Source organism: Janthinobacterium sp. GW822-FHT07A03 (assembly GCF_058798815.1).
Genome location: NZ_JBXAKW010000009.1, coordinates 1 through 24,607, shown reverse-complemented (window position 1 = coordinate 24,607; position 24,607 = coordinate 1). Strand labels below are relative to the sequence as shown.

The window sequence follows — 24,607 nt, the reverse complement described above, 5'->3', positions numbered from 1 at the left end:
GCTGGGGCATAATGGCATCCGTCGGGGAAGTGCGGGATGGATGCCTGGAGGAGCTGGTACTAAAGTAATCCCCGAGGATTACTTAGCGGACCGCCGTGGCGGTCGCGCAGGAATTACTTGGCGGCAGCGCGCGGCACGACTTTTTCAGCCGCTTGCGTGAACTGGTTCACGGCCGAGGTCAGGTTCGCTTCGATCGCTTCGACAGCTTGCTTGCTGGTTTTCGAGAACTGCTCGTAGCCAGCATTGGCGTTGCCGATGGCGCTTTTCAGGATGGCGACGGCGTTTTCCGAACCGGCTGGCGCGTTCTTGGTGACTTCTTCCACCAGGGACAGGACTTTACGGTTGGTTTCAGCGATCTGCGATTCAGCAGCTTTGCTGAACTCGGCTTGGGTGCCCGACGTGATGGCAGCCAGGTGACGGCCGTAAGCGATGGCTTTCTCGGCGCTAGGCTGGGCTTGAGCAGCGCTCAGCGAGAAGAATTCTTGTGGATCTTTTGCCGACAGCAATTGCTTGGCGGCGGCGGTCGATTCTTCCAGCGTTGCCTTGGCAGCGGTCAGGTTCAGTTCGACGATCTTTTCGATGCCTTCGAAGGCTTTGCCCGTCAGCGACGAGAACAGGGCGAATTGGGCTTCCAGGTTGGCTTTGGTAGCGGACGAAAATTGCTCAGGAATTGAAAACATATAAATCTCCAAAAAATTCGAAATCTGGTTAATTTGATGCTGCGTGTACCGTTTGGGAAAGCAGGTGAATCTAAATTTTTCAAGCTGAACAAGAATTGTGCAACGCAACAAACCCTATTCTACGGCGAAAAAAAACGAAGTCAAGCGATTCTTGTGCGATGCAACAATTGAATAGATTTGCATCAAAAGCTGTTGTTTCTAAAGAGAAATGTTTGATTTCTACGTGTCAATGGTTTGAGCTTAAACGATCGTTTCCAGGGGCTGCGGGGACGATCGCGGCGCAGCATGCTAGACTTTGCCTCCCGCACTGGCGCAGCGCCCCGGTGCCGACCCCGTTTCCCGAGTTGATACCATGTCCAATCTTCCCGCCGCGGCTGGCGCCAGCGGCAAAGCCCCCAAAGCCTCTTTCCTGACGACCCTGGCGCCGATGGCCTTGCCAGGCTTCTTTGTGTTGTTATGGAGCACAGGTTTTATCGTCGCCAAGTTCGGCCTGCCGTACGCGCCGCCGCTGACCTTTTTGCTGCTGCGCTTCCTGGGCGTGCTGGTGATCCTGCTGCCCCTCGTGCTGCTGTTGCGCGCGCCGTGGCCCGTGGGGCAGTTCCGCCAGATCGCCGTGGCCGGCATCCTGATGCAGGCCGGCTACCTGGCCGGCGTCTGGTGCGCCATCAAGCTGGGCATGCCGGCCGGCCTGTCCGCCTTGATCGTCGGCATGCAGCCCGTGCTGACGGCCTGCGCCGCCCCGCTGATCGGCGAATCCGTGCGCCCGCGCCAGTGGCTGGGCCTGTTCTTCGGCTTGCTGGGCGTGGCCCTCGTCGTGTATGCGAAGATCAACCTCGTGGGGCTGACGGTGGAAAGCGTGCTGCTGTGCGTATTTGCCCTGCTGTCGATGACGGCCGGCACCATGTATCAAAAACGCCACTGTCCCCAGTTCGACTTGCGCACCGGTACGGTGGTGCAGTTTGCCGCTTCCATCGTCGTGGTGTTGCCATTCGCCCTGTATTACGAAGGCTTGGACCTGCATTTCAGCAACGTGCAATGGACGGCGAATTTCATCGGCGCCTTGCTGTGGTCGGTACTCGTGCTGTCCATCGGTGCCATCTTCCTGCTGTTTGCCCTGATCCGCCGCAGCGACGCGACGAAAGTGACGGGCTTGCTGTACCTGACGCCGCCCACGACGGCCGTGATGGCCTGGCTGATGTTTGGCGAAGCATTTAATATGCTGGGCATCGCCGGCATGCTGGTGGCCGTGGTCGGCGTGGTGTTCGTGGTCAAGAAATAGATATAGCTATAGCGGGAGAGCAGGGCAGTGAGCAAGCAAGCATCTGAAACACCGTCGGCGCAGCAAGCCGTCGATAGCGTCATCCTGTCGCGCCGTTCGATCCGCGCCTTTCTGCCCACGCCGGTGGCGCAGGACGAGATCGCGCGCATCCTGGAAGTGGCGGCGCGCGCGCCTTCGGGCGCCAACATGCAGCCGTGGAAAGTCTACGTGCTGTCGGGCGAGGCGCGGCTGCGGCTGTCGCGCCGCATCCTGGCCGCCTACGACGCGCCGAAGGCGCCCGATGCGCCCGCGCGCACGGCGTCGTATACCTATTACCCGCGCCAGTGGACGGCGCCGTTCATCGAACGCCGCCGCAAGATCGGCCTGGACCTGTATCAGCTGCTGGGCCTGGAACGGGGCGACACGGCCGGCATGGCGGCCCAGCATGGACGCAATTTCCAGTTCTTCGATGCGCCCGTCGGCCTGATCTTTACCATCGAGCGGGTGCTGGAACAGGGTTCCTGGCTCGATTACGGCATGTTCTTGCAAAATATCATGCTGGCGGCGCGCGCGCGGGGCCTCGATACCTGCCCGCAAGCCGCTTTCATCCACTACCATGACATCATCCGCGACGAGCTGGGCATACCGGCCAGCGAAATGGTGGTGTGCGGCATGGCCCTCGGCTATGCCGACCCGGACAAGATCGAGAACCGCCTGAGCACGGAACGCGAGCCGCTGGCCGGCTTTGTTAAATTCATGGACAAATAGACATTGCTGGCGATCTGCACCGGCAAACAGCCGATCAAGGATGAGCTTGTTTGCTGATCGCCAACGGTTTGTATTTCAGTACTGCAATAAATACTGTCCTAACTGTTAAATTGGCTTGCGATTGCTCTGCATTTCGCTACACTGCAATAAGGCAACAGCTTCACGGGGAATTATCGAATGGCTAAGTTTAAACTTGCGCTGGGTGTCCTGGCTTCCCTGCTGTTTGCACTGGCGCCGGCTGCGGCCGTGCACGCCAGGGACGCGAACGGCAAATCCTCAGCCTCCAAGAAACACAACATCAAGAAAATCAAGGTCGTGCTGCGCAAGGGCGCGACGGCCGCGCCGCGCGAAAAGAGCGTGCGCCGGGTCGTCATGGTGCGCGGCAAGCGCAAGGTCATCTATCAGAAAGTCAGCAGCGTGGCCGTGCCGATGGCCGCACCGATGCCCACCATGGGCGACCTGGCGGGCCTGAACCTCACGCGCGATCCGCTCGACCTCAAGTCGAGCGTGGCGCTGGTGCTGGACCAGAACAACTCGGAAGTGCTGTTTGAAAAGAATTCGAATGTCGCCCTGCCCATCGCCTCCATCACCAAGATGATGACGGGCCTGGTGGTGGTCGAAGCGCGCCAGGACATGGATGAATTGCTGACGATTACGGACGAGGACGTCGACCGCGCCAAGTTCAGCAGCTCACGCCTGAAAGTGGGTTCGCAATTGACGCGCGCAAATATGCTGCACATCGCCCTGATGAGCTCGGAAAACCGCGCCGCCTCTGCGCTGGGCCGCAATTATCCGGGCGGCTTGCCGGCGTTTGTCGATGCCATGAACAGCAAGGCGCGCCAGTTGGGGATGATGGATACGCATTACGTCGATTCCAGCGGCTTGTCGAAAATGAATGTGGCCAGCGCGCGCGACCTGGGCAAGCTGGCCATGGCCGCCTTCCGCCATCCGCTGCTGCGCGAATATTCGACGGACCCGAAAGCCATCGTCGAAGCCAGCGGCCAACCCATGCAATTTGGCAATACGAATCACCTGGTGGCCAATCCGGGCTGGGAAATCGGCTTGCAAAAGACGGGTTTCATCAATGAGGCGGGACGTTGTCTGATGATGCAGGCCGTCATCGAAGGACGGGCCGTGATCATGGTCTTTCTCGATTCCAAGGGGAAACAATCGCGTACGGCCGATGCAGGGCGCATGCGCAAGTGGCTGGAGGCTTTAAAACCTGCCAACATGAGCTTGCCCGGCGGGTAAGGTATTCAGGGCAGCGTTGCTGCCCTGTCTCTTTACTCCTGGGGAATGAATCCCAGTGTGACGGAAATCTGGTTCGCCGTTTCCACCAGGTCCACCAGCCACTCATCCTGCAGGCGGTCGGCGGGGGCGGAGATCGACAGGCCGGCGATCAGCTTGCCCGAGTCGTCGCGGATGCCGGCGGCCATGCAGCGCACGCCCAGTTCCAGCTCTTCATTGTCGCGCGCATAGCCGCGTTCGCGCACCAGGCTCAGCTCGCGCTCGAGCTTTTGCAGATCCGTGATGGAATTCTTGTTGTGTCCGGCCAAGCCCGTGCGCGTGGCATACGCGCGGATGGCTTTCGGCTCGTCCACGGACAGGAACAGCTTGCCCGTCGAAGTCAGGTGCAGCGGGCCGCGGCCGCCGATGGCGCGCACCACCTGCATGCCCGAGCGTTCGGAAAAGGCGCGGTCGATGTAGACGATCTCGTCGCCCTGGCGCACGGACAGGTTGATGGTTTGCTGGGTTTTCTTGTGCAGCTGGCGCATGAAATCGAGCGCCGCTTCGCGCACGCTGAGGCGGCTTTTCACCACATTGCCCAGTTCCAGCAGGCGCATGCCCAGGCGGTAGGTGCCCGGTTCGATGCGGTCGACAAAGCGCGTCAGTACCATGTCGTTGAGGATGCGGTGCGCCGTCGAGGGGTGCAGGCCGGACACTTTCGACAATTCCTTCAGGCTGACCGGGTCGGAATATTTGGCCAGGGCATCGAGCAGGGCGACCATGCGTTCGATCACCTGGATCGTCGTCTTCGGGGCTGCGACCGGTTCAATTTTCATGATGGATTTGGTGCAATGCAGTATTCATGCATCTTTATACCATGATGTGAAAAAATAGTGAAATGTTCCGAGATATTCAGCGAATAAATTGTCACAATTCTCATGTTGCCCGTCATAATTGGCAACCGGATGGACTTTGAACCATGGAAAACTATGCAACCTGTAAATGAATTCAAGAGCAAAAGCGGCTTGAAACGGATATTTTCCGCCTTTTTCTACTCGCTCGATGGCTTGAAGGCGGCCTGGCGCCATGAACACGCGTTCCGCCAGGAACTCGGTTTGTTCGTCGTCGGCACCGTGATCGCTTTGCTGTTGCGCATTTCCGCCTTTGAAAAGCTGGTGCTGATCGGCGTGCTGCTGCTGGTGCTGATCGTCGAACTGATCAATTCGGCAATCGAAGCCGTGGTCGACCGCATTTCGCTCGAGCGCCATCCGCTGTCGAAAAACGCCAAGGACTTCGGCAGCGCCGCCGTGCTGCTCACGTGTATCCTGGCTTTCGCCACGTGGGCTGTGGTGCTGTTCAACCGTTTTTATTAAGCACTAAATCCCCGTTGCGCGCCGTCCATATGCGAAAATCGCATATCAAACGGCGAAACGCTTCGTTCTCTTTGCGGCCGTTGCGCCGTAATCTGGTGGCTCTGAAAGTTCAACCATACGGGGATCTTAGATGCTGTCGAAAAAAATCATCATTGCCGCCGCCATCAGCGCGTTTGCCATTCTGCAAACGGCGCAGGCTGCCGATATCACCCTGCTCAACGTGTCGTACGACCCGACGCGCGAGCTGTACCAGGATGTGAATACGGCATTTGCCAAGGAATGGAAAGGCAAGACGGGCGACAACGTCAAGATCAAGCAATCGCACGGCGGTTCCGGCAAGCAGGCGCGCGCCGTCATCGACGGCCTGGAAGCGGACGTGGTGACGCTGGCCCTGGCCTATGACATCGATGCGCTGGCCGAGCACAAGCTGCTGGCCGCCGACTGGCAAAAGCGCTTGACGCACAACAGCTCGCCTTACACCTCGACCATCGTCTTCCTGGTGCGCAAGGGCAACCCGAAAGGCATCAAGGATTGGAACGACCTGATCAAGCCGGGCGTGTCCGTCATCACGCCGAATCCGAAAACCTCGGGCGGTGCCCGCTGGAACCATCTGGCAGCCTGGGGCTACGCGCTACGCCAGCCGGGCGGCAGCGAAGCGAAGGCCAGGGATTTCCTCGGCAAACTGTATAAAAACGTGCCCGTGCTCGATTCCGGCGCGCGCGGCGCCACCACCACCTTCGTCGAACGCGGTATCGGCGACGTGCTGATCGCCTGGGAAAACGAGGCGTATCTGGCCGTCAAGGAACTGGGTCCGACCAAGTTCGACATCATCACGCCGTCCGTCAGCATCCTGGCCGAGCCGCCCGTGGCCGTCGTCGACAAGTTTGCCGACAAGCATGGCACGCGCAAGGTGGCCGAGGCTTACCTGAACTACCTGTACACGGACGAAGCGCAAGACATCATCGCCAAGAACTACTACCGTCCGGCAACGGACAAGGCGGCAAAGAAATACGCGTCGCAGTTCGCCAAGGTCAACCTGTTCACCATCGAGCAGGTGGCGGGCGGCTGGACGGCGGCACAGAAGGCGCACTTTGCCGACGGCGGCATCTTCGACCAGATCTACCAGCCTAAGTAATACCGGATGGCACGATTGCCAGACCGTTACTAAAAGGAACCATCATGGCGCTGCGCAGCTTTTCCGATTACCGGGTACTGATCGTGCCGGGCTTGCATAACAGCGGTCCCGAGCATTGGCAGAGCCGCTGGCAGCGCCTGTATCCGCAATTCGAGCGGGTCGAGCAGGATGACTGGAACACGCCCGACCTGGCCACCTGGTCGGCGCGCCTGGACCAGGTGCGGCGGCAGGATGCGCGTCCGACCCTGATCGTCGCCCACAGCTTCGGCTGCCTGACGACGGCGCACAGCCTGGCGCGCGACCCGCAGGGCGTGGCCGGCGTGCTGCTGGTGGGGCCGGCCGATCCCGACAAGTTTGGCGTGGCGAAGGCATTGCCGCAAAAGCGGCTGCCTTGCCCCGGCATCCTGATCGCCAGCCAGACGGATCCGTGGATGACGGCCGAACACGCGGCGCAGTGGGCGCGGCGCTGGAATTGCAAGTATATTGATGGCGGTGCGTTGGGCCATATCAACGCCGAGTCGCGCCTTGGCGATTGGGTCTACGGCCAGGCGCAACTGCAAACGCTGTTTGATCTGGCGCAAAGCGACAAGCGCCACCGTCAGGCAGCCTGATACGACGAACATCCTCGCCACACAACCTCTCAAGGAGATCACGATGACTTTACGCCTGGGCGATGTCGCCCCTGATTTTGAACAAGACAGCTCGATCGGCCCGCTCAAGTTCCACGAGTGGGCGGGCAATTCCTGGGTGGTGCTGTTTTCCCACCCGGCCGATTTTACGCCCGTGTGCACGACGGAACTGGGCCTGACGGCCAGGCTCAAGCCGGAATTCGACAAGCGCAACGTGAAGGCCATCGCCCTGTCCGTGGACGCGGCCGAGTCGCACAAGAGCTGGATCAAGGATATCGAAGAGACGCAAAACACGGTGGTGGGCTTCCCCATCATCGCCGACGTCGACAAGAAAGTGTCGGTGCTGTACGACATGATCCACCCGGAACAGTCCGTCACGGCCACCGTGCGCTCCGTCTTCATCATCGACCCGAACAAGAAAGTACGGCTGATCCTCACGTATCCGCTCAGTACGGGCCGCAACTTCAATGAAATCCTGCGCGTCATCGACGCCCTGCAGCTGACGGACGGCTACACGGTAGCCACGCCCGGCAACTGGAACGATGGCGACGACGTCATCATTCCATTGACCGTGCAAGACCCGGACGTGATCAAGCAGAAATATCCGAAGGGCTTTACGGCCGCCAAGCCATACTTGCGCTTGACGCCGCAGCCGAACAAGTAAGAGCACCGAAAAAACGTCCATGGCGTTGTTGCATTGCCTCGCCGTACATTCGTACTGTCTTCGGCAACGCGCCTAGCCCTGAACGTTTTATTCGGCACTCTTGTTCCTAAAAAACGCACCTCGCCGGTGCGTTTTTTTTCGTCCATAGATTCTGCCGGCAAGTATGCAAAATCCATCTAAGCAAATGAGAAATGGTTAGTTCTTTTTATAACGATTGCATGTGATTATTGCGCTCTATAACTCAAAAATGTAATAAGAAGGGGTTTCTATGTCTGCAGCATCAGCATCAGCAGCGCCGCTCAAGGCGCGCGGAGCGCCGTTTCGGGTCATGCCGGGGTTTAAGCTGTCACTGGGCTTCACGCTCTTTTACCTGGCCTTGATCGTTCTCATCCCGCTGTCCTCGGTGTTCCTGAAGACCTTCACCATGACATGGGACGCCTTCTTCAGCGCCGTCACGTCCGAGCGCGTGATGGCGTCATACCGCCTGACGTTTGGCGCCTCGCTGATCGCCGCCCTGCTGAACGTGGTGTTTGGCGGCATCCTGGCCTGGGTGCTGGTGCGCTACAAGTTTCCCGGCAAGCGCATCATCGACGCGCTCGTCGACTTGCCGTTCGCCTTGCCGACGGCCGTGGCCGGTATCACCCTGACGGCCCTGTATTCGTCGAACGGCTGGTTCGGCCAGTTCATCGAAGGCGTGCTGGGCATCAAGGTGGCGTTCACGCCGCTGGGCGTGGTGGTGGCGCTGACCTTCATCGGCTTGCCCTTCGTCGTGCGCACCGTGCAACCGGTGCTGGAAGACGCGGAAAAGGAACTCGAAGAAGCGGCCGCCAGCCTGGGCGCCAATTCGCTGCAAACATTCATCCGCGTCATCTTCCCGACGATCTTGCCCTCATTGCTGACGGGCTTTGCACTGGCCTTTGCCCGCGCCACGGGCGAGTACGGTTCCGTGATCTTTATCGCCGGCAATATGCCGATGGTGTCGGAAATCACGCCGCTGTTCATTATTACCAAGCTGGAGCAATACGATTACGCAGGCGCCACGGCCATCGCCGTGGTGATGCTGGTGGTGTCCTTCCTGCTGTTGTTGACGATTAACCTGCTGCAAGCATGGACGCGCGGAAAGGCGAAGAAATCATGAGTACGAATACGACTGCCGCCGCTGGCGTGGACACTGCGCGGCCGACAGCGCGCCGCTTCGAACCGAATGTCGGTCCCGTCGTGCTGGAACCCTTGTGGGTGCGCACGGTATTGATCACCATCGCTTTGCTGTTCCTGACGGCTTTCCTGATCGTGCCCCTGGTGGCCGTGTTTGCGGAAGCGTTCAAGAAGGGCTGGGAAGCGTATATCGCCGCCATCATCGATCCGGACGCGATTTCCGCCATCAAGTTGACCCTGATCACGGCCGCCATCGCCGTGCCGCTGAACCTGGTATTCGGCGTGGCCGCTTCCTGGTGCATCGCCAAGTTCGACTTCCGCGGCAAGAGCATCCTGCTGACCCTGATCGACTTGCCGTTTTCCGTCTCGCCCGTGATTTCCGGCCTGATCTACGTGCTGATGTTCGGCGCCCAGGGCTGGTTCGGCCCGTGGCTGCAGGCGCACGACATCAAGATCCTGTTCGCCGTGCCCGGCATCGTGCTGGCCACCATCTTCATCACCTTCCCGTTCGTGGCGCGCGAACTGATCCCGCTGATGCAGTCGCAGGGCAGCGAAGAGGAAGAGGCCGCCATCGTGCTGGGCGCCTCGGGCTGGAACACCTTCCGCCGCGTGACTTTGCCAAATATCAAATGGGGTCTGCTGTATGGCGTGATCCTGTGTAACGCCCGCGCCATGGGCGAGTTCGGCGCCGTCTCGGTGGTGTCCGGCCATATCCGCGGCGAAACCAACACCATGCCCTTGCAGGTGGAGATTCTGTACAACGAGTACAACTTCGCCGCCGCATTTGCCGTCGCCTCGCTGCTGGCCCTGCTGGCGCTGGTGACGTTGGCCCTGAAAGCCTTTATTGAGTGGCGTTTGAACGAGAGCGACGCCGACGATTCCGCCTTACGTTCTACGGAGCACTGATATGACCATCGCAGTTAAAAACATCCACAAGCGCTTCGGCGATTTCGTCGCCCTCGACAATATCTCGCTGGACTTTCCCGCCGGCGAATTGACGGCCCTGCTGGGCCCGTCGGGTTGCGGCAAGACCACCTTGCTGCGCATCATTGCCGGTCTGGAACATCCGGACAGCGGCCAGGTGCTGCTGGACGCGGAAGACGCGTCGAACCGCCACGTGCGCGAACGCCAGGTCGGTTTCGTGTTCCAGCATTACGCCCTGTTCAAGCACATGACGGTGTTCGAAAACGTGGCGTTCGGCCTGCGTGTGAAGTCGCGCAGCGAGCGCCCGTCGGAAGACCAGATCCGCCGCAAGGTAAAAGATTTGCTGGAGCTGGTGCAGCTGGACTGGCTGGCCGACCGCTATCCGCCGCAACTGTCGGGCGGACAACGCCAGCGTATCGCCCTGGCCCGCGCCCTGGCTGTCGAACCGCGCGTGCTGCTGCTCGACGAGCCGTTCGGCGCCCTGGATGCCAAGGTGCGCAAGGAATTGCGCCGCTGGCTGCGCCGCCTGCACGACGACTTGCACGTGACCAGCATTTTTGTGACGCATGACCAGGAAGAGGCGCTGGAAGTGGCCGACCAGGTCGTGCTGATGAACAAGGGTACCGTCGAGCAACTTGGTTCCCCAGAGCAAGTCTATAACCACCCGGCGTCGCCCTTCGTCTACGGCTTCCTGGGCAACGTCAACCTGTTCCACGGCCGCGTGCATGACGGCGTGATGGCGACGGGCGACGCCAGCTTCGAGGTGCCCGATTATGCGGGCGTGAGCGACAGCAAGGGCACGGCCTATGTGCGCCCGCACGACCTGGAAATCGACCGCTACACGCAGGGCGCGGAAGGCATCGTCGTGAAACTGAGCCGCGCCCATGCGATCGGCCCGCTGGCCCAGCTGGACTTGCAGCGCGTCGATAACAGCGAACTGATCGAAGCGGTGATGTCGAACGAGCGCTTCAGCCATCTGCAGCTGAAGGAAGGCGAGACTTTAGTTGTCCGTCCGAAACGTTTACATGTGTTCGTCGAACCGACAAGAACCTAAAGGCTGAAAATATATGAACTTTCAACAACTGCGTTCGATCCGCGAAGCGGCCCGCCGCGGCTATAACCTGACGGAAGTGGCGAATGCCCTGTTCACGTCGCAGCCGGGCGTGAGCCGGCAGATCCGCGAACTCGAGGACGAGCTGGGCGTGGTGATTTTCGAGCGCAACGGCAAGCGCTTGACGGGCTTGACGGAGCCGGGCAAGGGCATTTTGAAGATCGTCGACCGCCTCTTGATCGAGGCGGAAAACCTGCAGCAGGCCAGCCTCGAATACAGCGGCCAGACCAGCGGAACGTTATCCGTGGCGGCCACGCACACGCAGGCGCGCTATGCGTTGCCGAAAGTGGTACAGGGCTTTCGCGCCGCCTTCCCCGACGTGCGTATTGCGCTACAACAAAGCGCACCCGAACATATCGCGGAATGGGTGCTGTCGGGCAAGACCGATATCGGCATCGCCACGGAAGGCCTGAGCCAGTTCCCCGACCTCGTGTCGTTCCCGTGCTACCGCTGGAGCCATCTGATCGTCGTGCCGGACGGCCATCCGCTGCTCGAGCACTCGCCGATCCGCCTGGAAGACCTGGCCAAGTATCCGTTGATTACCTATGACAAGGGGTTCACGGGCCGCGGCCATATCGACGATGCATTCGCCAAGGCGGGCGTGACGACCGACATCATCCTCACGGCCATGGATTCCGACGTCATCAAGCAATACGTGGCGCTGGGCCTGGGCGTGGGCATCGTGGCCTCGATGGCCTTCGACCATGGCCGCGACAAGGGGTTGCGGGCGGTGGAAGCGTCGCATCTGTTCGCCACCAACACGACGCGCCTGGCCGTGCGACGCGGCGCCTACCTGCGCGCCTACGCCTACGAGTTCATCCTGCAGCTGGCGCCGGACCTGACGCGCGAAGACATCGACCGCGCCATGGCGGGCGAAGAAGCCCTCTAGGCGATAGCCGCCTTTTGCGTGCGCGTCAGGCTGGCCACGGCGCGCGCGTAGCTATCCTGCACCAATTCCGCCAGGTAATCGGCGGGAAAGCGCGCCACGTCGACGATGGTGACCCAGTGAAAGCGGCCCATGTAGCGGGCCGGTTTGACGCCCGGCATGTCCGTCAGTTCGACAAACCGTTCCGCGCTGACGCGCAGGCTGAAGCGCCACTGCTCGGGCATGCTGGTCTTGAAATACGCAAATTTCTTCCCGCCCACTTCATACACGAGGATGTTCGACGGCGCACCGTACAGCACGGCTTGCGCGCCGGGCAGGGCCGCGCAAAATTCCTTCAGTTCATCTGTTGTCATTCGTCAACCGCCATGAATTGTTGCGTGTTGTGGTCGAAGGCATACGCCGCGCCGGCCGGAGAATCGAGCAGCGCAATGAAACGGTCGTCCACGCTGAGCACGGCGCCCAGCGACACGAGGGCCACGTTGGCGCTGTCGTTGATGTAGTCGTCGCTCTCGTCGTTGGCCGTGAAGCGCCAGCCGCTGTCGTCTTCGTTGTCCGGCTCCTCGCGGTACAGATAGCCGACGGGCGCGCCGTCTTCCAGCACGCGTTTTGTGACGAAGCACAGGCCCGCATAGCGGTTGACGAGGTTATCGTCATCGTCGTGCTGGGTATTGATGATGTGGCGCGCCGCGAAGGCGATGGGGTCCTTGGCATGCAAATCGGCGATATAGCCGGGCATGTTGTCGAGCTTGCCCGTGAAATGGCCGCCGGCGTCCACCGTATCGACCAGCACCCACATGCGCTCGGCGCCCGGCGCCTGCGGGTCGTCGCTGTGGAAGGCGAAGATCAGCTTGACCACCTCGCCGGGGCGCACTTGGGCGATGGCCTCGGGCGGCGATTTATAGAAGGTGTAGGGATGGCGCGCCGCCAGTTCGGCGGCGTCGGCCAGGTGCCAGCTGGGCATGGTGATCCGTCATCAGGAAAGAAAGCCCATGGTAGCCGATTGCGTGCCAGGATGACCACGCATACCTGCAGGCTTGCTATTGCCGCAGGGCTAAGCCGCCGCTTGGCATGTGCTGATCTACAACAATCTTGTTTCCTGAAACGGCGTCCGGTCGCGGCAAGGATGGCGGCACGCCCCGTGATAGCCGGACTCTGCAAGAAACTGATGAGATCGATTAAAAATGCCAATGGTAAAATTTGTTTCTTTTATTGCACTTTGATTTCCCGGATGATATCTTTTGTCCAATCGCAAAGAAATATAACAAAAATATAATCAACATTGTAATTTTTGAAATTTATCAATAGGGGAAATTATGAACACGACTAAACATGCGCTGCTGGGTCTGTGCCTGAGCGTTTCGGCTTTCCTGGCGCCATTGGCCCAGGCGGCGAGCTGGGTGGAAATCACCGATCCCGCCAAGAGCGGCTTCCTGGTGGGCGGCAATACCGTCACTTATGGCAGCGTGGCAGCGGACTCGGTCTGGGTCTATGACGGCGCCAACCCGCCCGGCGCGCAAAGCGCGGCCGCCATCCAGAGCTTGGTCAGCAGCAAGTTTGGCTTGCCATCCAGCGGTACCGGTTCGCTGGTCTTTGCCGCCCAGGGCGACCTGGCCAGCAGCAAGTCCGGTTCGTTCACCGTCAACTCCAGCTTCGACTACCTGGCCGTGCATTATGGCCGTGGCGAACTGTTGTTCCATTGGGACACGCCGCTGGCTGCCAATACGCTCTTCAGCATTGCCAACCTGCCGCGCGGCCTGAGCAATTTCCGCGCCTACAGTTCGGTCTCCGCCGTGCCTGAGCCAGCGACCTACGGCATGCTGATGCTGGGCCTGGGCCTGGTCGGTTTTGTCGCGCGCCGCCGTCACGCCTGAGCCTGCCGCGCCTGCGGGCGCTTGCGCTAACGCATGAAAAAAAGCCCGGAAACGCGATGCGTTCCGGGCTTTTTGCATGGCAGGGCGCTCTTTACCAGCTATAGCCAGCCTTGGCATAGTAATAGCGGCCGTTGAAGCCGTTTGGCGCGAAGATGCTGTAGGGCTGGGTACCGTTGACGTTCAGGTTGCCCGCGCTCGTCACTTGCGCCGGGTAGCGATTGGTAACGTTGTCGATGCCGGCCACCAGGCGCCAGTTCTTGCCCAGTTTCACGGAACCGGACACGTCCAGCACCCATTGCGGGTCATACGTCTGGTCCAGCTTGACGTCGTTCTGCGGCACGGTGAAGCTGCCGTAGCGCGTCACGACGCCGTGCGCATTCCAGATGCCGAAGCCGTAGTCGGCGGCAAGGCTGAACTTGTCCTTCGGCGACGCCACCGTGATGCGGTCGATGCTCTGGCGATCGATCAGTTTCAGGTTGTTGGCCGTCAGGATGGCTGGATTGTCGGCGATTTTCTGTACCGTGCTCTTGTTGTGGTTGTACGCCACGGTGAGGTCCAGGCGGTCCTTGTCCTGCAGGTCGATGCGGTAGGTGCTGACGATGTCCACGCCTTCCGTGCGCGTGTCGACGGCGTTGGTGAAGTAGCGCGCCGCGCCCACGGTCGAGCCTTGCGTCGCCAGCTGGGCCTTGAGCTTGTCGTTCAGCGCCAGGTTGGCCGAGAACAGGATGCGGTTGTCGATGTCGATGCGGTAGGCGTCCACCGTCGTCGTGAAGTTGCGGCTGGGCTGGAATTGCAGGCCCAGGCTGTAGTTGCGCGCCTTTTCCGGTTTCAGGTCTTGCGCACCGAGGGCGCGCGCCTGCGGCGTATTCACGGCGAAGGTGCCCGTCTCGATGGCCGTATTGTTGCCGTTGATGACCTGGAAGTTGGTGGTGGTGATGGTGTAGTACTGCTGCGCCAGCGATGGCGCGCGGAAGCCGCTCGACACCGTGCCGCGCAGGGACAGCGCGTCCGTGAACGCATAGCGGGCCGAACCCTTGGCCGAGGTGGTGCTGCCGAAATCGCTGTAGCGCTCATGGCGCAGGGCCACGCCGCCCGACAGCTTTTTCGTCGCTTCCGCTTCCAGGTTCACATAGATCGACTCGTTGTGGCGCGAGTGGCTGCCGGCGTTGGCAGGACGGAAGCCGGCAAAGCCTTGCGAACCTCCGCCCGTGTACGACGCTTCATCGCCGGCGCCAATGCTGTACTTTTCATGGCGCGCTTCGGCACCGACGGCCACCGTCAGGGGGCCCGTAAAGAAAGAGACAGGAAATTCGCGCGCCGCATCGAGGTTGAACACCGTCTGTTCGTTTTTCAGCGAGCCGGCATAGAAATGCGTGGGGCTGTTCGCGCCCAGCGACTGGTTGACCGTGTTGTCCAGGTCCAGCTCGAACTTGTTGCTGCCGTAATTGAGGCTGGCATCCCAGCGCCAGCCGGCCGCGTCGCCGCGCAAGCCCGTGACGATGGACTGGTCGGTCAGGGTGCTGTTTTGCAGCGGCAAGAAGCCTTCCGGGTAGATCGGCGTGCGCTGCGAGTACGCCTTGGTGACCGAATCCTGGATCAGCGCCGTGCGCCAGGTCGCGGCGGCCGACGTATCGCGCTTGCCATAGTTGCCGAAGGCATACCAGTCGATATTGTCGCTGATGCGGTATTCGCTGTTGAGGAAAATCGTCGCCGGCTTGCTTTCCGGGTCGCCGTAGCGCTGGTTGACCTTGCCGTAGCGCGGCTCCAGCGGATTGCGGAAGTCGGCGCCGGCGCGGTTGGTCGGGTCGCGTTCCGCCACTTCGGCCGAGACGCGCACCCAGCCGTCATCGCCCAGGGCGAAGCCGGCCGAACCCTTGATGGATTTCTGCTTGCCGTCGCGTTCCTGTGTCTGGCCATAGCCCACTTCGATATCGCCGCCGGCCGCGCCTTTTTTCAGGATGATGTTGATCACGCCGGCAATCGCGTCGGAGCCGTACTGGGCCGCCGCACCGTCGCGCAGCACTTCCACGTGGTCGATGGCGGCCAGGGGAATGGCGTTCAGGTCGACGGGCGCCGAGCCGCGGCCCAGCGAGCCGTTGACGTTGACGACGGCCGAGGTATAGCGGCGCTTGCCGTTCACCAGCACCAGGGTCTGGTCCGGCGACAGGCCGCGCAACTGGGCCGGACGCACGGCGTCGCTGGCGTCGGCGCCCGTGGCGCGGGCGAAGTTCAGCGAGGGCAGCAGGCGCGCCAGCACGGTAGCCAGTTCGCCCGAACCCGTGCTTTGCAGGTCGCGCGAGGTGAGGATGTCGATCGGCGATTCGGAATCGATGGTGCGGCGGTTCTTGGCGAAGGTGCCGGTGACGACCACCGATTGCAATTCGCCTTCGGCCGGCAGCTCTTGCTGCGCTTGCGCCTGCATCGGCAGGCTGAAGCAGGCGACCAGGCTGGCGGCGATCACGGTTTTGACGGGGAGGGCGGGAAGCTGGGAGCGGGCGGTGCTTGAACTCATCGACGATATCTCTTCGGTTGTGGTTGCGCGGACCATGGCGGTCCGGTGATGCAATCAGATTAACAGTGGGCACGCGGCGTGCTTACGAATCGTTCTGTCTATCGATATGCAATAAATATCTGAAAGACGTCAACATGGTGCGCGTAGCGCATATGGCCTCGTTTCCAGCATACGACCGGGCACGGCAAGGCCGCAATGCTGCACAGCAGTAAATTGCCGGCTGTTGTATAAATACGACTATCTGCGATGGGCGTGGGGAGCCTGGCGGCGGCATGCGCCGCCAGACGGCAGGAATTACTGCCCCGGATTGGGCGCTCCGGCGTGGATGGCGTCGACGGCCGCCACCAGCTCCGGCGACAAGGTGAGGTGATGCGCGTCGATATTTTGCTGCAGCTGCGCCACGCTGGTGGCGCCGATGATGGTCGAGGCGACGAACCAGCGCGAGTAGCACCAGGCCAGTGCCAGCTGCGCCGGCGTCAGGCCATGCGCGCGGGCCAGCGCCGCATACTGGCTGGCCGCCTCGATGGTGGCGGGGCGCACGTAGCGGGGACTCCAGCCGGCCGGGAAGATCGTCAGGCGGCCCCTGGCTTGTGGATTGTCGAGGTACTTCGCTGTCAGCTGGCCGAACGCCAGCGGGCTGTAGGCCAGCAAGCCGACGTTCTCGCGGTGGCAGGTTTCGTCGAGCAGGCTCGTCTCGAAATGGCGCGCCGTCAGGTTGTACAGGTTCTGGATCGAAACGATGCGCGGCAAGCCTTTCAGCTCGGCCTGCTTGATGTATTCGCACACGCCCCACGACGATTCATTCGACACGCCGATGTGGCCGATCTTGCCCTCGTCGACCAGCTTGCCCAGCACGGCCAGCGTATCCTCGATGGCGACCGAGGCGTGTTCCTTGCGCGGGTTGTACACGCTGGCGCCGAAGATGGGCAGATTGCGGCTGGGCCAGTGCAATTGATACAGGTCAATATGCTCCGTCTGCAGCCGGCGCAAACTGTCTTCGACGGCAGCGCGGATGTTGACCGTGTCGTGATCCGTCTTGCCCTTGCGTATCCAGTGCATGCGCGAGTTCGGCCCGGCCACCTTGCTGGCCAGGACGATCTGGCTGCGCTTGCCGCTTTTCTTCAGCCAGCTGCCGATGTAGCGCTCCGTGCTGCCCTGCGTCTGTGCGCTGGCCATCACGGGATACATCTCCGCCGTGTCGACGAAGTTGATGCCCCGTTCGAGCGCGTAATCGAGCTGGCTATGCGCTTCGGCTTCGCTGTTCTGCTCGCCGAAGGTCATCGTGCCCAGGCAGATCCGGCTCACTTCCAGGCCGCTGGAACCGAGTCTGACCTTGTCTATCATGCTGGCTGCTTGCCGCGCAGCGCGCGCGCGCAATCCTTGATCAGGGCGGGACCGGCGTAGATCAGGCCGCTGTACAGCTGCACCAGCTGCGCGCCCGCCTCGAACTTGGCCAAAGCATCCTTGCCCTGCATGATGCCGCCCACGCCGATGATGGGCAGGGCGTCGCCCAGTTCCGCCTTCAGCAAACGGATCACATTGTTCGATAGCTCGAACACGGGCGCGCCCGACAGGCCGCCCGCTTCCGCGCCGTGCGGCATGCCTTCGACGGCGCTGCGCGACAGGGTCGTGTTGGTGGCGATGACGCCGTCGATCTGGTGGCGCGTGAGCGACTCGGCGATGCTTTTCACCTGTTCGCCATCCATGTCCGGCGCGATTTTCAGGGCCAGCGGCACGTAGCGCTTGTGCTTGTCCGCCAGGCGCGCCTGGGCATCCTTCAGTTGCGACAGCAGGGCGTCGAGTTCGGACGCGCCCTGCAGCTGGCGCAGGTTTTTCGTGTTCGGCGACGAGATGTTCACCGTCACGTAACTTGCGTAGGGGTAGACTTTTTCCAGGCACAGCAGGTAATCGTCGGCGGCCCGCTCGATGGGCGTATCGGCGTTCTTGCCGATGTTCAGGCCCAGCACGCCGGCGTGGTTCTGGTAGAACTTCGACGCCTGCACATTGGCCACGAAGGCGTCCACGCCGCCATTATTGAAGCCCATGCGGTTGATGATGCCTTGCGCCTGCGGCAGGCGGAACATGCGCGGTTGCGGATTGCCCGCCTGCGCGCGCGGCGTGACGGTGCCCACTTCGATCGAGCCGAAACCCAGGTCGGCCAGCGCATCGATGTAGGCGCCATCCTTGTCCAGGCCGGCGGCCAGGCCGACCGGGTTCGGGAAGGTGATGCCCATCACCGTGCGCGGATCAAGCGCCGGTTTGCCGGCCAGCTTTGTCAGGCCCAGCGCGCTGGCGCGTTTCAGGGCGGGCAGGGTGAAATGGTGGGCCGCTTCGGCATCCATCGAAAACAGCAGGGGACGGGCGAGGGAGTACAGGAATTTTTCAGACATGGGGCGCTTTGAGTAGGTGTGCGGGCGACCGGGAAGGGCTGGCGGCGCGCGAAATAAGTGCCGTATTTTACCGTGTTCCGCGCGGCGGACGGGTGTATAGTTCTTGTTGGCCTAATGCAATATTGATCCCTTGATAATCTGCATCCGGTCGCGGACCTTCCTGTTTCTTCCCTGTTCCCTTTACTACATAAGCGAGACATCGATTGAAAAAGACACGCATCCTGACCGCCATCGCGGCCGCCAGCGCACTGCTGCTGAGCCACCCGGCCCTGGCCCTGCCCAATACCCAGGACACCCGCATGCTGAGCGAACCGGCCGTCTCCAGCCGGCACATCGCCTTCATCTATGCGGGAGATTTGTGGCTGTCGAACCTCGACGGCGGCGGCGCGCGGCGCCTGACGTCCGACCTGGGCGACAAATCGAATCCCGTGTTCTCGCCCGACGGCAGCCTGATCGCGTATAGCGCCAACATCGACGGCAATGTCGACGTGTATGTGATCGCGGCGGCGGGCGGCGTGCCGCGCCGCCTGACCTTCCACCCCGGTATTGATCTGGCGCAATCGTTCACGCCCGATGGCCAGGCCGTGATGTTTACGTCGCCCCGCGCCGCCTTCAACAACCGCTTCCAGAAGCTGTTCACGGTGCCCGTGGCGGGCGGCGTGGAAACGCAGTTGGAGATCCCGAATGCGTCGCGCGCCACGTATTCGCCCGATGGCAAGCGCATCGCCTACAACCCGCTGATGCCCGCCTTCAAACAGTGGAAGCGCTACCGGGGCGGCACCAATTCCTGGCTGTGGCTGTTTTCGTCCAGCGACAAATCCATCGAAAAAATCCCCCAGCCGACGACGCGCTCGAACGACGTCGACCCGATGTGGATAGGCGATACCGTGTACTTCCGCTCCGACCGCAACGGCGAATTCAACCTGTTTGCCTACGACGTCAAGACGAAGGCCGTGCGCCAGTTGACGCAGCACAAGGATTTCCCCGTGCTCAACGCGTCGGCCGCGAACGGCACCATCGTCTACGAGCAGGCCGGCTATCTGCACTCGTTTGACATCGCCAGCGGCCAGGCGCGCAAGCTCACCATCAGCGTGGCCAGCGACCTGGGGCAGGCGCGCGCCCGCTGGGTCAAGAACGCGAAATACATCCGCGATGCGTCGATTTCGCCGTCGGGCGCACGCATCGCCTTCGAATACCGCGGCGAGATCGTCACCATCCCCGCCGACAAGGGCGACGTGCGCAACCTGACGCAGACGGCCGGCGCCCACGAGCGCACGCCCATCTGGTCGCCCGATGGCCGCTCGGTCGCGTATTTCTCGGACGAGTCGGGCGAATACGAGCTGCATGTGCGGGCGCAGGATGGCAAGGGCGCCGTGCGCAAGTTCAAACTCAATGGCAGCGGCTTCTATGACAATGCCGTCTGGTCGCCCGACAGCAGGAAGATCGCGTTTGCCGACAATGGCTGGAGCATGTATGTGATCGATATCGGCAACGGCAAGGTGCAAAAAATAGCCACGGAGCCGATGTATGGCGTCGACAAGAGCATGCGCGCCTCGTGGGCGCCCGATTCGCGCTGGCTGGCCTACACGCTCAATTCGCCCACCTACACGCGCAGCGCCTACATCTATTCCGTCGAGCAGAACAAGTCCATGCCCGTGACCGATGGCTTGTCCGACGTGGCCCAGCCCGTGTTCGACAAGAGCGGCAAATACCTGTACTTCTTCGCCTCGACGAATGCGGGCCCCAGTAACAACTGGTTCTCGCAGCAGAACGAAGACAACCTGGTGACGCGCACCGTGTGGATGGCCGTGCTGCGGCGCGACTTGCCGTCGCCGCTGATCAAGGAAAGCGACGAGGAAAAGGCCGCCAGCGCGGAGAGCAGGAAAGACACGGCGAAGGCGGAAGCGGAGCCGAAGAACGAGCCGAAGATCGATCCGAAGACGGGCCGCGACGACCCGAAAGTGACGGTGGCCCCCGTGGCGCCGATCAGCATCGATTTCGACGGCATCGCCACGCGCATCGTCGATTTGCCGCTGCCGGCCGCGCAGTTCTCCAGCCTCACCGCCGGCGCCGCCGGGCAGATCTTCCTGCTGCGCGAAAGCGATGGCAAGAAGGCCGTGCAGCGCTTCGACCTGAAGGAGCGCAAGGCGGAAACCGTGGTGGCGGAAGCGGACGATTTCGACGTCTCGGCCGACGGCAAGAAGCTGCTGTACCGCCAAAAGGACAACTGGGCCATGGGGAGCGCCACGGGCAAGCTGCTGGCGCCGGGCGAAGGCAAGATCAAGGTCGACGCCATCGAAGTCAAGGCCGATCCGCGCGCCGAGTGGGCGCAGATTTTCAATGAAGTGTGGCGCATCAACCGCGACTACTTCTATGACCCGGGCATGCATGGCGTGGACTGGAAGGCCATGCGCGACAAGTACGCCGTCTTCCTGCCCGAGTTGTCGAGCCGCGCGGACCTGAACCGCCTGATTCAATGGATGTGCAGCGAACTGGCCGTGGGCCACCACCGCGGCGGCGGCGGCGACGATTTCATCGAGGCCAAGAAGGTGCCGGGGGGACTCCTGGGCGCCGATTACGAGGTCAGCGACGGCCATTACCGCTTCAAGAAGGTGTATGGCGGCTTGAACTGGAATCCGGCCCTGCGCGCGCCGCTGACGGAGCCGGGCCTGAACGTCAAGGCGGGCGAATACCTGCTGGCCGTCGACAGCCGCCCGCTGGCGCCGCCGACGAATATCTACAGCGCCTTCGAGAACACGGCCGGCAAGGCCATCGACCTGACCGTGGGGCCCTCTGCCGACGGCAAGGGCGCGCGCACGATCACCGTGGTGCCCGTGCCGACGGAAGATGCCTTGCGCAACCGCGACTGGATCGAAGGCAATATGCGCAAGGTCAATGCGGCCACCAACGGCAAGGTGGCGTACGTGTACGTGCCGAATACGGCGGGGCTGGGCCACACCTACTTCAAGCGCTATTTCTTCCCGCAGGCGGACAGGCAGGCCATCATCGTCGACGAGCGTTTCAATGGCGGCGGCAGCGTGGCCGATTACTACATCGAGATCCTGCAGAAGAAGGAAATCGCCTGGTGGACCATGCGCTACGGCGCCGACATGAAGACGCCGTCCGCCTCGATCCAGGGGCCGCGCGCCATGCTGATCGACGAGACGGCCGGCTCGGGCGGCGACCTGCTGCCGTGGATGTTCCGCAAGAACAACATGGGCCCGCTGATCGGCAAGGCGACGTGGGGCGGCCTGGTAGGCATCCTCGGCTTCCCCGTGCTGATGGATGGCGGCACGATCACGGCGCCGAACCTGGCGTTCTGGACGCGCGAAAATGGCTGGGGCGTGGAAAACGAAGGCGTGCCGCCCGATATCGAAGTCGAGCAAACGCCGGCCGACGTCATCGCCGGCCGCGATCCGCAGCTGGAAAAGGCGATCGAGGTGATCCAGGCCGAACTGGCGAAGAATCCGCCCGTGCGGCCGCCGCGTCCGGCGTTTCCGGACAAGAGCAGGTAACAAGGCGTAGGTCGGATTAGCGGCGCCGCCGAGGCGCAGCGTAATCCGACACCATTGTTGGCTTTGCAGCGTCGGATTACGCGGCGTACCGCCGCTAATCCGACCTACCCGATTTTACAGGACGACCCACTGCCCCTTGACGCGCGCTTCCAGCGGCTTGAAGTTGATTTTATAGGCCATCTTCGGACTCTGTTCTATCCAGTAGCCCAGATAGATGTAGGGCAGGCCCAGTTCGCGTGCCTGGGCGATCTGCCACAGCACGTTGTAGGTGCCGTACGAGGCGCCCGGCACGTCCGGGTCGAAGAAGGTGTAGACGGACGACAGGCCATCGGCCAGCACGTCGATGATGCTGACCATGCGCAGCGTGCCTTCGGCATCGCGAAATTCCACCAGGCGCGTGTTGACCCGGCTTTGCAGCAGGAATTGCGCATACTGGTCGCGGCTGTCCTGGTCCATGCCGCCGCCCGCGTGGCGCGTGCTCTGGTAGCGCAGATACAGCTCGTAGTGCTCGTCGAGGAAGGACAGGGTGGCCACGCCCGCCTGCAGGTCGGCATGCCGGCTCCAGGCGCGGCGCTGGTTGCGGTTGGGCGTGAACTCGCCGGTCACCACGCGCACGGGGATGCAGGCCTGGCAGCCGTCGCAATACGGGCGGTAGGTGAAGATGCCGCTGCGGCGAAAGCCGTTGCGCACCAGTTCCGAATACACGTCGCTGTTGATCAGGTGCGAGGGCGTGGCCACCTGCGAGCGGGCCTGGCGGTCGTCCAGGTAGCTGCACGGATAGGGGGCCGTCGTGTAGAACTGCAGGGTGGCAAACGGTAGTTCGTTCAGGTGCGTCATGCTGGTCCTGTCTGGTCTGTCCGCGGCAATGGAAGTGTGCCTGGAGATATCATAGCTTTTTTACGCCGGTGGCGCAGCATGCCAGTCGGTGATTTGCGCTGCTTCAATAGCGACGCGCAGATGGGCCAGGAAGCGCGCGCGCGAAATGGGCGCCGCGCCCAGCGAGGCCAGGTGTTTTGTTTCTTGCTGGCAGTCAATCATGGCCACGCCGCGCGCCTGCAAAAAGCGCACCAGGTGCGCCAGCGCGATCTTCGAGCCATCCGAAACGCGCGCGAACATCGATTCGCCATAGAACATGCGCCCGATCGACACGCCATACGCGCCGCCCACCAGTTCGCCGTCCAGCCACAGCTCGGACGAGTGCGCGTAGCCCAGCTTGTGCAAGCCCGTGTAGCCGGCGATGATCTCGTCGGAAATCCAGGTGCCCGGGCCATCCTTGCGCGGCGCCGCGCAGGCGCGCATGACGGCGTCGAAATCGCCGTCGAAGCGCAGCTGCCAGCGCCCGTCCGTGGCGGCGCTGCGCTCGACCTTGCGGATCGCCTTGGCCAGGCTGTCGGACACCTTGAAGTCCGCCGTCATCAGCACCATGCGCGGATCGGTGCTCCACCAGAGTATGGGCTGGCCCTCGGAAAACCAGGGGAAGATGCCGTGCTTGTAGGCGTCGAGCAGGCGCGCGGGCGACAGGTCGGCGCCGGCCGCCAGCAGGCCGGGCGCTTCGTCGGTGAGGGCGCGCGAGACGTCGGGGAACGGGGTGTGGATGTCGAGCCAGGGAATCATGCGGCGTCAAGGGTGGCAGGTGATAGGGGCTTACTCTGCATCCGCGCGCGCCATCGGGCGCGTGATGTCGCCCGTATGGACGCCGTAGCTGCCGCCTTCGCGGATTTTCACGCGGTCGGCAAAGAACAGTTCCAGCGTGGCGCGGATGGTGGGGAAGGCCAGGTCATCCCAGGGAATTTGCGCTTCCGTAAACAGCTGCACGTCCAGGCTTTCGATGCCCGGCGCGAAATCGAGGTCGCGCAGGCGCGCCAGGTAGAACAGGTGCACCTGGTGCACGCGCTGCACGTTGAGCAGCGAAAACAGGGGCCCCAGCTCGATATTCGCGCCCGCTTCCTCCACCGTTTCGCGCTCGGCCGCGTCGGACGTCGTTTCGTCGTTTTCCATGAAGCCGGCCGGCAGGGTCCAGTAGCCCAGGCGCGGTTCGATGGCCCGCTTGCACAGCAACACCTGCAACTGGCCATCCTCTTCCCAGACGGGAATCGAGCCGACCACCATTTTCGGGTTCTGGTAATGGATGGCGTCGCAGTTGGCGCAGACATAGCGCGGACGGTTGTCGCCTTCCGGAATGGACAGGCTGACAGGGTGGGCGCATTCGGAGCAGAATTTCATGGGCAGGCTTGGAGTAGGGATGGCATCGGACAAGACGTTAGTGTAACGCTTACTGTACACCGATTGCGTGCGGCGTGGCGTGACGGGCGGACACAATGCCAACCGGCAATTGGCCGCGCTTTTTCACGCACTTTTCAATTTAATAGCTCTATTGCAGTCTAAGTTGAGATAGCTATTGCCTAAGCCACCCGTTTGCCCTTATAATTCTTGTGCGGGGTGGAGCAGTCTGGCAGCTCGTCGGGCTCATAACCCGAAGGTCACAGGTTCAAATCCTGTCCCCGCAACC

Annotated in this window: 23 protein-coding genes and 1 tRNA gene; 14 read left to right on the top strand and 10 right to left on the bottom strand. The window is 62.0% G+C overall.

Annotation, left to right across the window (positions count from 1 at the left end; all coding sequences use genetic code 11):
* Positions 1–113: 113 nt before the first annotated feature.
* Positions 114–680, bottom strand: coding sequence for a phasin family protein (locus AC1RJW_RS23475; RefSeq protein WP_034747490.1), 567 nt, complete (start codon positions 678–680; stop codon positions 114–116).
* A gap of 352 nt (positions 681–1,032) precedes the next feature.
* Here AC1RJW_RS23475 and AC1RJW_RS23470 point away from each other — a divergent pair, with 352 nt between their 5' ends.
* From AC1RJW_RS23470 to pbpG, 3 genes are all read left to right on the top strand, one after another.
* Entirely contained in the window at positions 1,033–1,959 is a 927-nt protein-coding gene (locus tag AC1RJW_RS23470) for a DMT family transporter (protein ID WP_230539758.1), read from the top strand.
* A gap of 27 nt (positions 1,960–1,986) precedes the next feature.
* The gene (locus AC1RJW_RS23465) at positions 1,987–2,706 is read left to right on the top strand and encodes a nitroreductase (protein ID WP_493047099.1); all 720 of its coding nucleotides are present in this window, start codon (positions 1,987–1,989) and stop codon (positions 2,704–2,706) included.
* 177 nt (positions 2,707–2,883) lie between these two features.
* Complete coding sequence (pbpG, locus tag AC1RJW_RS23460; RefSeq protein ID WP_493047098.1) at positions 2,884–3,957, top strand: D-alanyl-D-alanine endopeptidase; 1,074 nt, start codon at positions 2,884–2,886, stop codon at positions 3,955–3,957.
* A gap of 32 nt (positions 3,958–3,989) precedes the next feature.
* Here the strand turns inward: pbpG and AC1RJW_RS23455 are convergent, their stop codons facing one another.
* Positions 3,990–4,769: an IclR family transcriptional regulator gene (locus AC1RJW_RS23455; RefSeq protein ID WP_152250343.1), complete on the bottom strand. Its 780-nt coding sequence runs from the start codon at positions 4,767–4,769 to the stop codon at positions 3,990–3,992.
* Positions 4,770–4,922: 153 nt separating this feature from the next.
* Between AC1RJW_RS23455 and AC1RJW_RS23450 the strand changes: the two genes are divergently transcribed.
* The 8 genes from AC1RJW_RS23450 to AC1RJW_RS23415 all read left to right on the top strand — a co-directional run bounded on the left by AC1RJW_RS23450 (position 4,923) and on the right by AC1RJW_RS23415 (position 11,813).
* A complete protein-coding gene (locus AC1RJW_RS23450; RefSeq protein ID WP_035821531.1) occupies positions 4,923–5,306 on the top strand; it encodes a diacylglycerol kinase in 384 nt (127 codons plus the stop codon).
* Between the two features lie 130 nt (positions 5,307–5,436).
* Positions 5,437–6,441 carry a sulfate ABC transporter substrate-binding protein gene (locus AC1RJW_RS23445; protein WP_493047097.1) on the top strand — a complete coding sequence of 335 codons (1,005 nt, stop codon included), beginning with the start codon at positions 5,437–5,439 and terminating at the stop codon, positions 6,439–6,441.
* A gap of 44 nt (positions 6,442–6,485) precedes the next feature.
* Positions 6,486–7,052: an RBBP9/YdeN family alpha/beta hydrolase gene (locus tag AC1RJW_RS23440; protein ID WP_326456402.1), complete on the top strand. Its 567-nt coding sequence runs from the start codon at positions 6,486–6,488 to the stop codon at positions 7,050–7,052.
* Positions 7,053–7,095: 43 nt separating this feature from the next.
* A complete protein-coding gene (locus AC1RJW_RS23435) occupies positions 7,096–7,734 on the top strand; it encodes a peroxiredoxin (protein ID WP_493047096.1) in 639 nt (212 codons plus the stop codon).
* A 328-nt stretch (positions 7,735–8,062) separates the two neighbouring features.
* Complete coding sequence (cysT, locus tag AC1RJW_RS23430; protein WP_070224513.1) at positions 8,063–8,872, top strand: sulfate ABC transporter permease subunit CysT; 810 nt, start codon at positions 8,063–8,065, stop codon at positions 8,870–8,872.
* A complete protein-coding gene (gene cysW, locus AC1RJW_RS23425) occupies positions 8,869–9,795 on the top strand; it encodes a sulfate ABC transporter permease subunit CysW (protein WP_492401901.1) in 927 nt (308 codons plus the stop codon). Before cysT ends, cysW begins: the two co-directional genes overlap by 4 nt.
* A gap of 1 nt (position 9,796) precedes the next feature.
* Positions 9,797–10,867, top strand: a complete 1,071-nt coding sequence (locus AC1RJW_RS23420; RefSeq protein ID WP_071075790.1) for a sulfate/molybdate ABC transporter ATP-binding protein — start codon at positions 9,797–9,799, stop codon at positions 10,865–10,867.
* A gap of 13 nt (positions 10,868–10,880) precedes the next feature.
* Complete coding sequence (locus AC1RJW_RS23415) at positions 10,881–11,813, top strand: CysB family HTH-type transcriptional regulator (protein WP_070224514.1); 933 nt, start codon at positions 10,881–10,883, stop codon at positions 11,811–11,813.
* On the opposite strand, the gene AC1RJW_RS23410 is transcribed toward AC1RJW_RS23415, so the two are convergent.
* Together AC1RJW_RS23410 and AC1RJW_RS23405 are read right to left on the bottom strand one after the other, a co-directional pair.
* On the bottom strand, positions 11,810–12,163 hold the full coding sequence (locus tag AC1RJW_RS23410) for an MmcQ/YjbR family DNA-binding protein (RefSeq protein WP_493047095.1): 354 nt from the start codon (positions 12,161–12,163) through the stop codon (positions 11,810–11,812). The genes AC1RJW_RS23415 and AC1RJW_RS23410 overlap by 4 nt on opposite strands.
* On the bottom strand, positions 12,160–12,771 hold the full coding sequence (locus tag AC1RJW_RS23405) for an immunity protein Imm33 domain-containing protein (RefSeq protein WP_493047094.1): 612 nt from the start codon (positions 12,769–12,771) through the stop codon (positions 12,160–12,162). Before AC1RJW_RS23405 ends, AC1RJW_RS23410 begins: the two co-directional genes overlap by 4 nt.
* A gap of 352 nt (positions 12,772–13,123) precedes the next feature.
* Between AC1RJW_RS23405 and AC1RJW_RS23400 the strand changes: the two genes are divergently transcribed.
* Positions 13,124–13,681, top strand: coding sequence for a PEP-CTERM sorting domain-containing protein (locus tag AC1RJW_RS23400; protein ID WP_493047093.1), 558 nt, complete (start codon positions 13,124–13,126; stop codon positions 13,679–13,681).
* Positions 13,682–13,772: 91 nt separating this feature from the next.
* On the opposite strand, the gene AC1RJW_RS23395 is transcribed toward AC1RJW_RS23400, so the two are convergent.
* From AC1RJW_RS23395 to AC1RJW_RS23385, 3 genes are all read right to left on the bottom strand, one after another.
* On the bottom strand, positions 13,773–16,193 hold the full coding sequence (locus AC1RJW_RS23395) for a TonB-dependent receptor plug domain-containing protein (protein ID WP_493047092.1): 2,421 nt from the start codon (positions 16,191–16,193) through the stop codon (positions 13,773–13,775).
* A gap of 294 nt (positions 16,194–16,487) precedes the next feature.
* Entirely contained in the window at positions 16,488–17,534 is a 1,047-nt protein-coding gene (locus tag AC1RJW_RS23390) for an aldo/keto reductase (protein ID WP_493047304.1), read from the bottom strand.
* Positions 17,534–18,583 carry a quinone-dependent dihydroorotate dehydrogenase gene (locus AC1RJW_RS23385; RefSeq protein WP_493047091.1) on the bottom strand — a complete coding sequence of 350 codons (1,050 nt, stop codon included), beginning with the start codon at positions 18,581–18,583 and terminating at the stop codon, positions 17,534–17,536. Before AC1RJW_RS23385 ends, AC1RJW_RS23390 begins: the two co-directional genes overlap by 1 nt.
* A gap of 203 nt (positions 18,584–18,786) precedes the next feature.
* On the opposite strand from AC1RJW_RS23385, the gene AC1RJW_RS23380 reads away from it, so the two are divergent.
* Positions 18,787–22,098 carry a S41 family peptidase gene (locus AC1RJW_RS23380; RefSeq protein ID WP_493047090.1) on the top strand — a complete coding sequence of 1,104 codons (3,312 nt, stop codon included), beginning with the start codon at positions 18,787–18,789 and terminating at the stop codon, positions 22,096–22,098.
* Between the two features lie 114 nt (positions 22,099–22,212).
* Here the strand turns inward: AC1RJW_RS23380 and AC1RJW_RS23375 are convergent, their stop codons facing one another.
* From AC1RJW_RS23375 to AC1RJW_RS23365, 3 genes are read right to left on the bottom strand one after another with little or no spacing between them, the layout of a single operon-like run.
* Positions 22,213–22,935 (bottom strand): arginyltransferase, encoded by a 723-nt coding sequence (locus AC1RJW_RS23375; protein WP_493047089.1) that lies wholly within the window; start codon positions 22,933–22,935, stop codon positions 22,213–22,215.
* Between the two features lie 60 nt (positions 22,936–22,995).
* Positions 22,996–23,712: a leucyl/phenylalanyl-tRNA--protein transferase gene (aat, locus tag AC1RJW_RS23370; protein WP_493047088.1), complete on the bottom strand. Its 717-nt coding sequence runs from the start codon at positions 23,710–23,712 to the stop codon at positions 22,996–22,998.
* A gap of 30 nt (positions 23,713–23,742) precedes the next feature.
* Positions 23,743–24,321, bottom strand: coding sequence for an NUDIX hydrolase (locus AC1RJW_RS23365; protein ID WP_034747557.1), 579 nt, complete (start codon positions 24,319–24,321; stop codon positions 23,743–23,745).
* 210 nt (positions 24,322–24,531) lie between these two features.
* Between AC1RJW_RS23365 and AC1RJW_RS23360 the strand changes: the two genes are divergently transcribed.
* Positions 24,532–24,605 (top strand) — tRNA-Met (locus tag AC1RJW_RS23360).
* Positions 24,606–24,607 lie beyond the last annotated feature (2 nt).

Bases quoted from the DNA above. Each gene is read 5' to 3' on its own strand.
- AC1RJW_RS23475 (WP_034747490.1), bottom strand. From the start codon at position 680: ATGTTTTCAATTCCTGAGCAATTTTCGTCCGCTACCAAAGCCAACCTG.
- AC1RJW_RS23470 (WP_230539758.1), top strand. From the start codon at position 1,033: ATGTCCAATCTTCCCGCCGCGGCTGGCGCCAGCGGCAAAGCCCCCAAA.
- pbpG (WP_493047098.1), top strand. From the start codon at position 2,884: ATGGCTAAGTTTAAACTTGCGCTGGGTGTCCTGGCTTCCCTGCTGTTT.
- AC1RJW_RS23455 (WP_152250343.1), bottom strand. From the start codon at position 4,769: ATGAAAATTGAACCGGTCGCAGCCCCGAAGACGACGATCCAGGTGATC.
- AC1RJW_RS23450 (WP_035821531.1), top strand. From the start codon at position 4,923: ATGCAACCTGTAAATGAATTCAAGAGCAAAAGCGGCTTGAAACGGATA.
- AC1RJW_RS23445 (WP_493047097.1), top strand. From the start codon at position 5,437: ATGCTGTCGAAAAAAATCATCATTGCCGCCGCCATCAGCGCGTTTGCC.
- AC1RJW_RS23440 (WP_326456402.1), top strand. From the start codon at position 6,486: ATGGCGCTGCGCAGCTTTTCCGATTACCGGGTACTGATCGTGCCGGGC.
- AC1RJW_RS23435 (WP_493047096.1), top strand. From the start codon at position 7,096: ATGACTTTACGCCTGGGCGATGTCGCCCCTGATTTTGAACAAGACAGC.
- cysT (WP_070224513.1), top strand. From the start codon at position 8,063: ATGCCGGGGTTTAAGCTGTCACTGGGCTTCACGCTCTTTTACCTGGCC.
- cysW (WP_492401901.1), top strand. From the start codon at position 8,869: ATGAGTACGAATACGACTGCCGCCGCTGGCGTGGACACTGCGCGGCCG.
- AC1RJW_RS23420 (WP_071075790.1), top strand. From the start codon at position 9,797: ATGACCATCGCAGTTAAAAACATCCACAAGCGCTTCGGCGATTTCGTC.
- AC1RJW_RS23415 (WP_070224514.1), top strand. From the start codon at position 10,881: ATGAACTTTCAACAACTGCGTTCGATCCGCGAAGCGGCCCGCCGCGGC.
- AC1RJW_RS23410 (WP_493047095.1), bottom strand. From the start codon at position 12,163: ATGACAACAGATGAACTGAAGGAATTTTGCGCGGCCCTGCCCGGCGCG.
- AC1RJW_RS23405 (WP_493047094.1), bottom strand. From the start codon at position 12,771: ATGCCCAGCTGGCACCTGGCCGACGCCGCCGAACTGGCGGCGCGCCAT.
- AC1RJW_RS23400 (WP_493047093.1), top strand. From the start codon at position 13,124: ATGAACACGACTAAACATGCGCTGCTGGGTCTGTGCCTGAGCGTTTCG.
- AC1RJW_RS23395 (WP_493047092.1), bottom strand. From the start codon at position 16,193: ATGAGTTCAAGCACCGCCCGCTCCCAGCTTCCCGCCCTCCCCGTCAAA.
- AC1RJW_RS23385 (WP_493047091.1), bottom strand. From the start codon at position 18,583: ATGTCTGAAAAATTCCTGTACTCCCTCGCCCGTCCCCTGCTGTTTTCG.
- AC1RJW_RS23375 (WP_493047089.1), bottom strand. From the start codon at position 22,935: ATGACGCACCTGAACGAACTACCGTTTGCCACCCTGCAGTTCTACACG.
- aat (WP_493047088.1), bottom strand. From the start codon at position 23,712: ATGATTCCCTGGCTCGACATCCACACCCCGTTCCCCGACGTCTCGCGC.
- AC1RJW_RS23365 (WP_034747557.1), bottom strand. From the start codon at position 24,321: ATGAAATTCTGCTCCGAATGCGCCCACCCTGTCAGCCTGTCCATTCCG.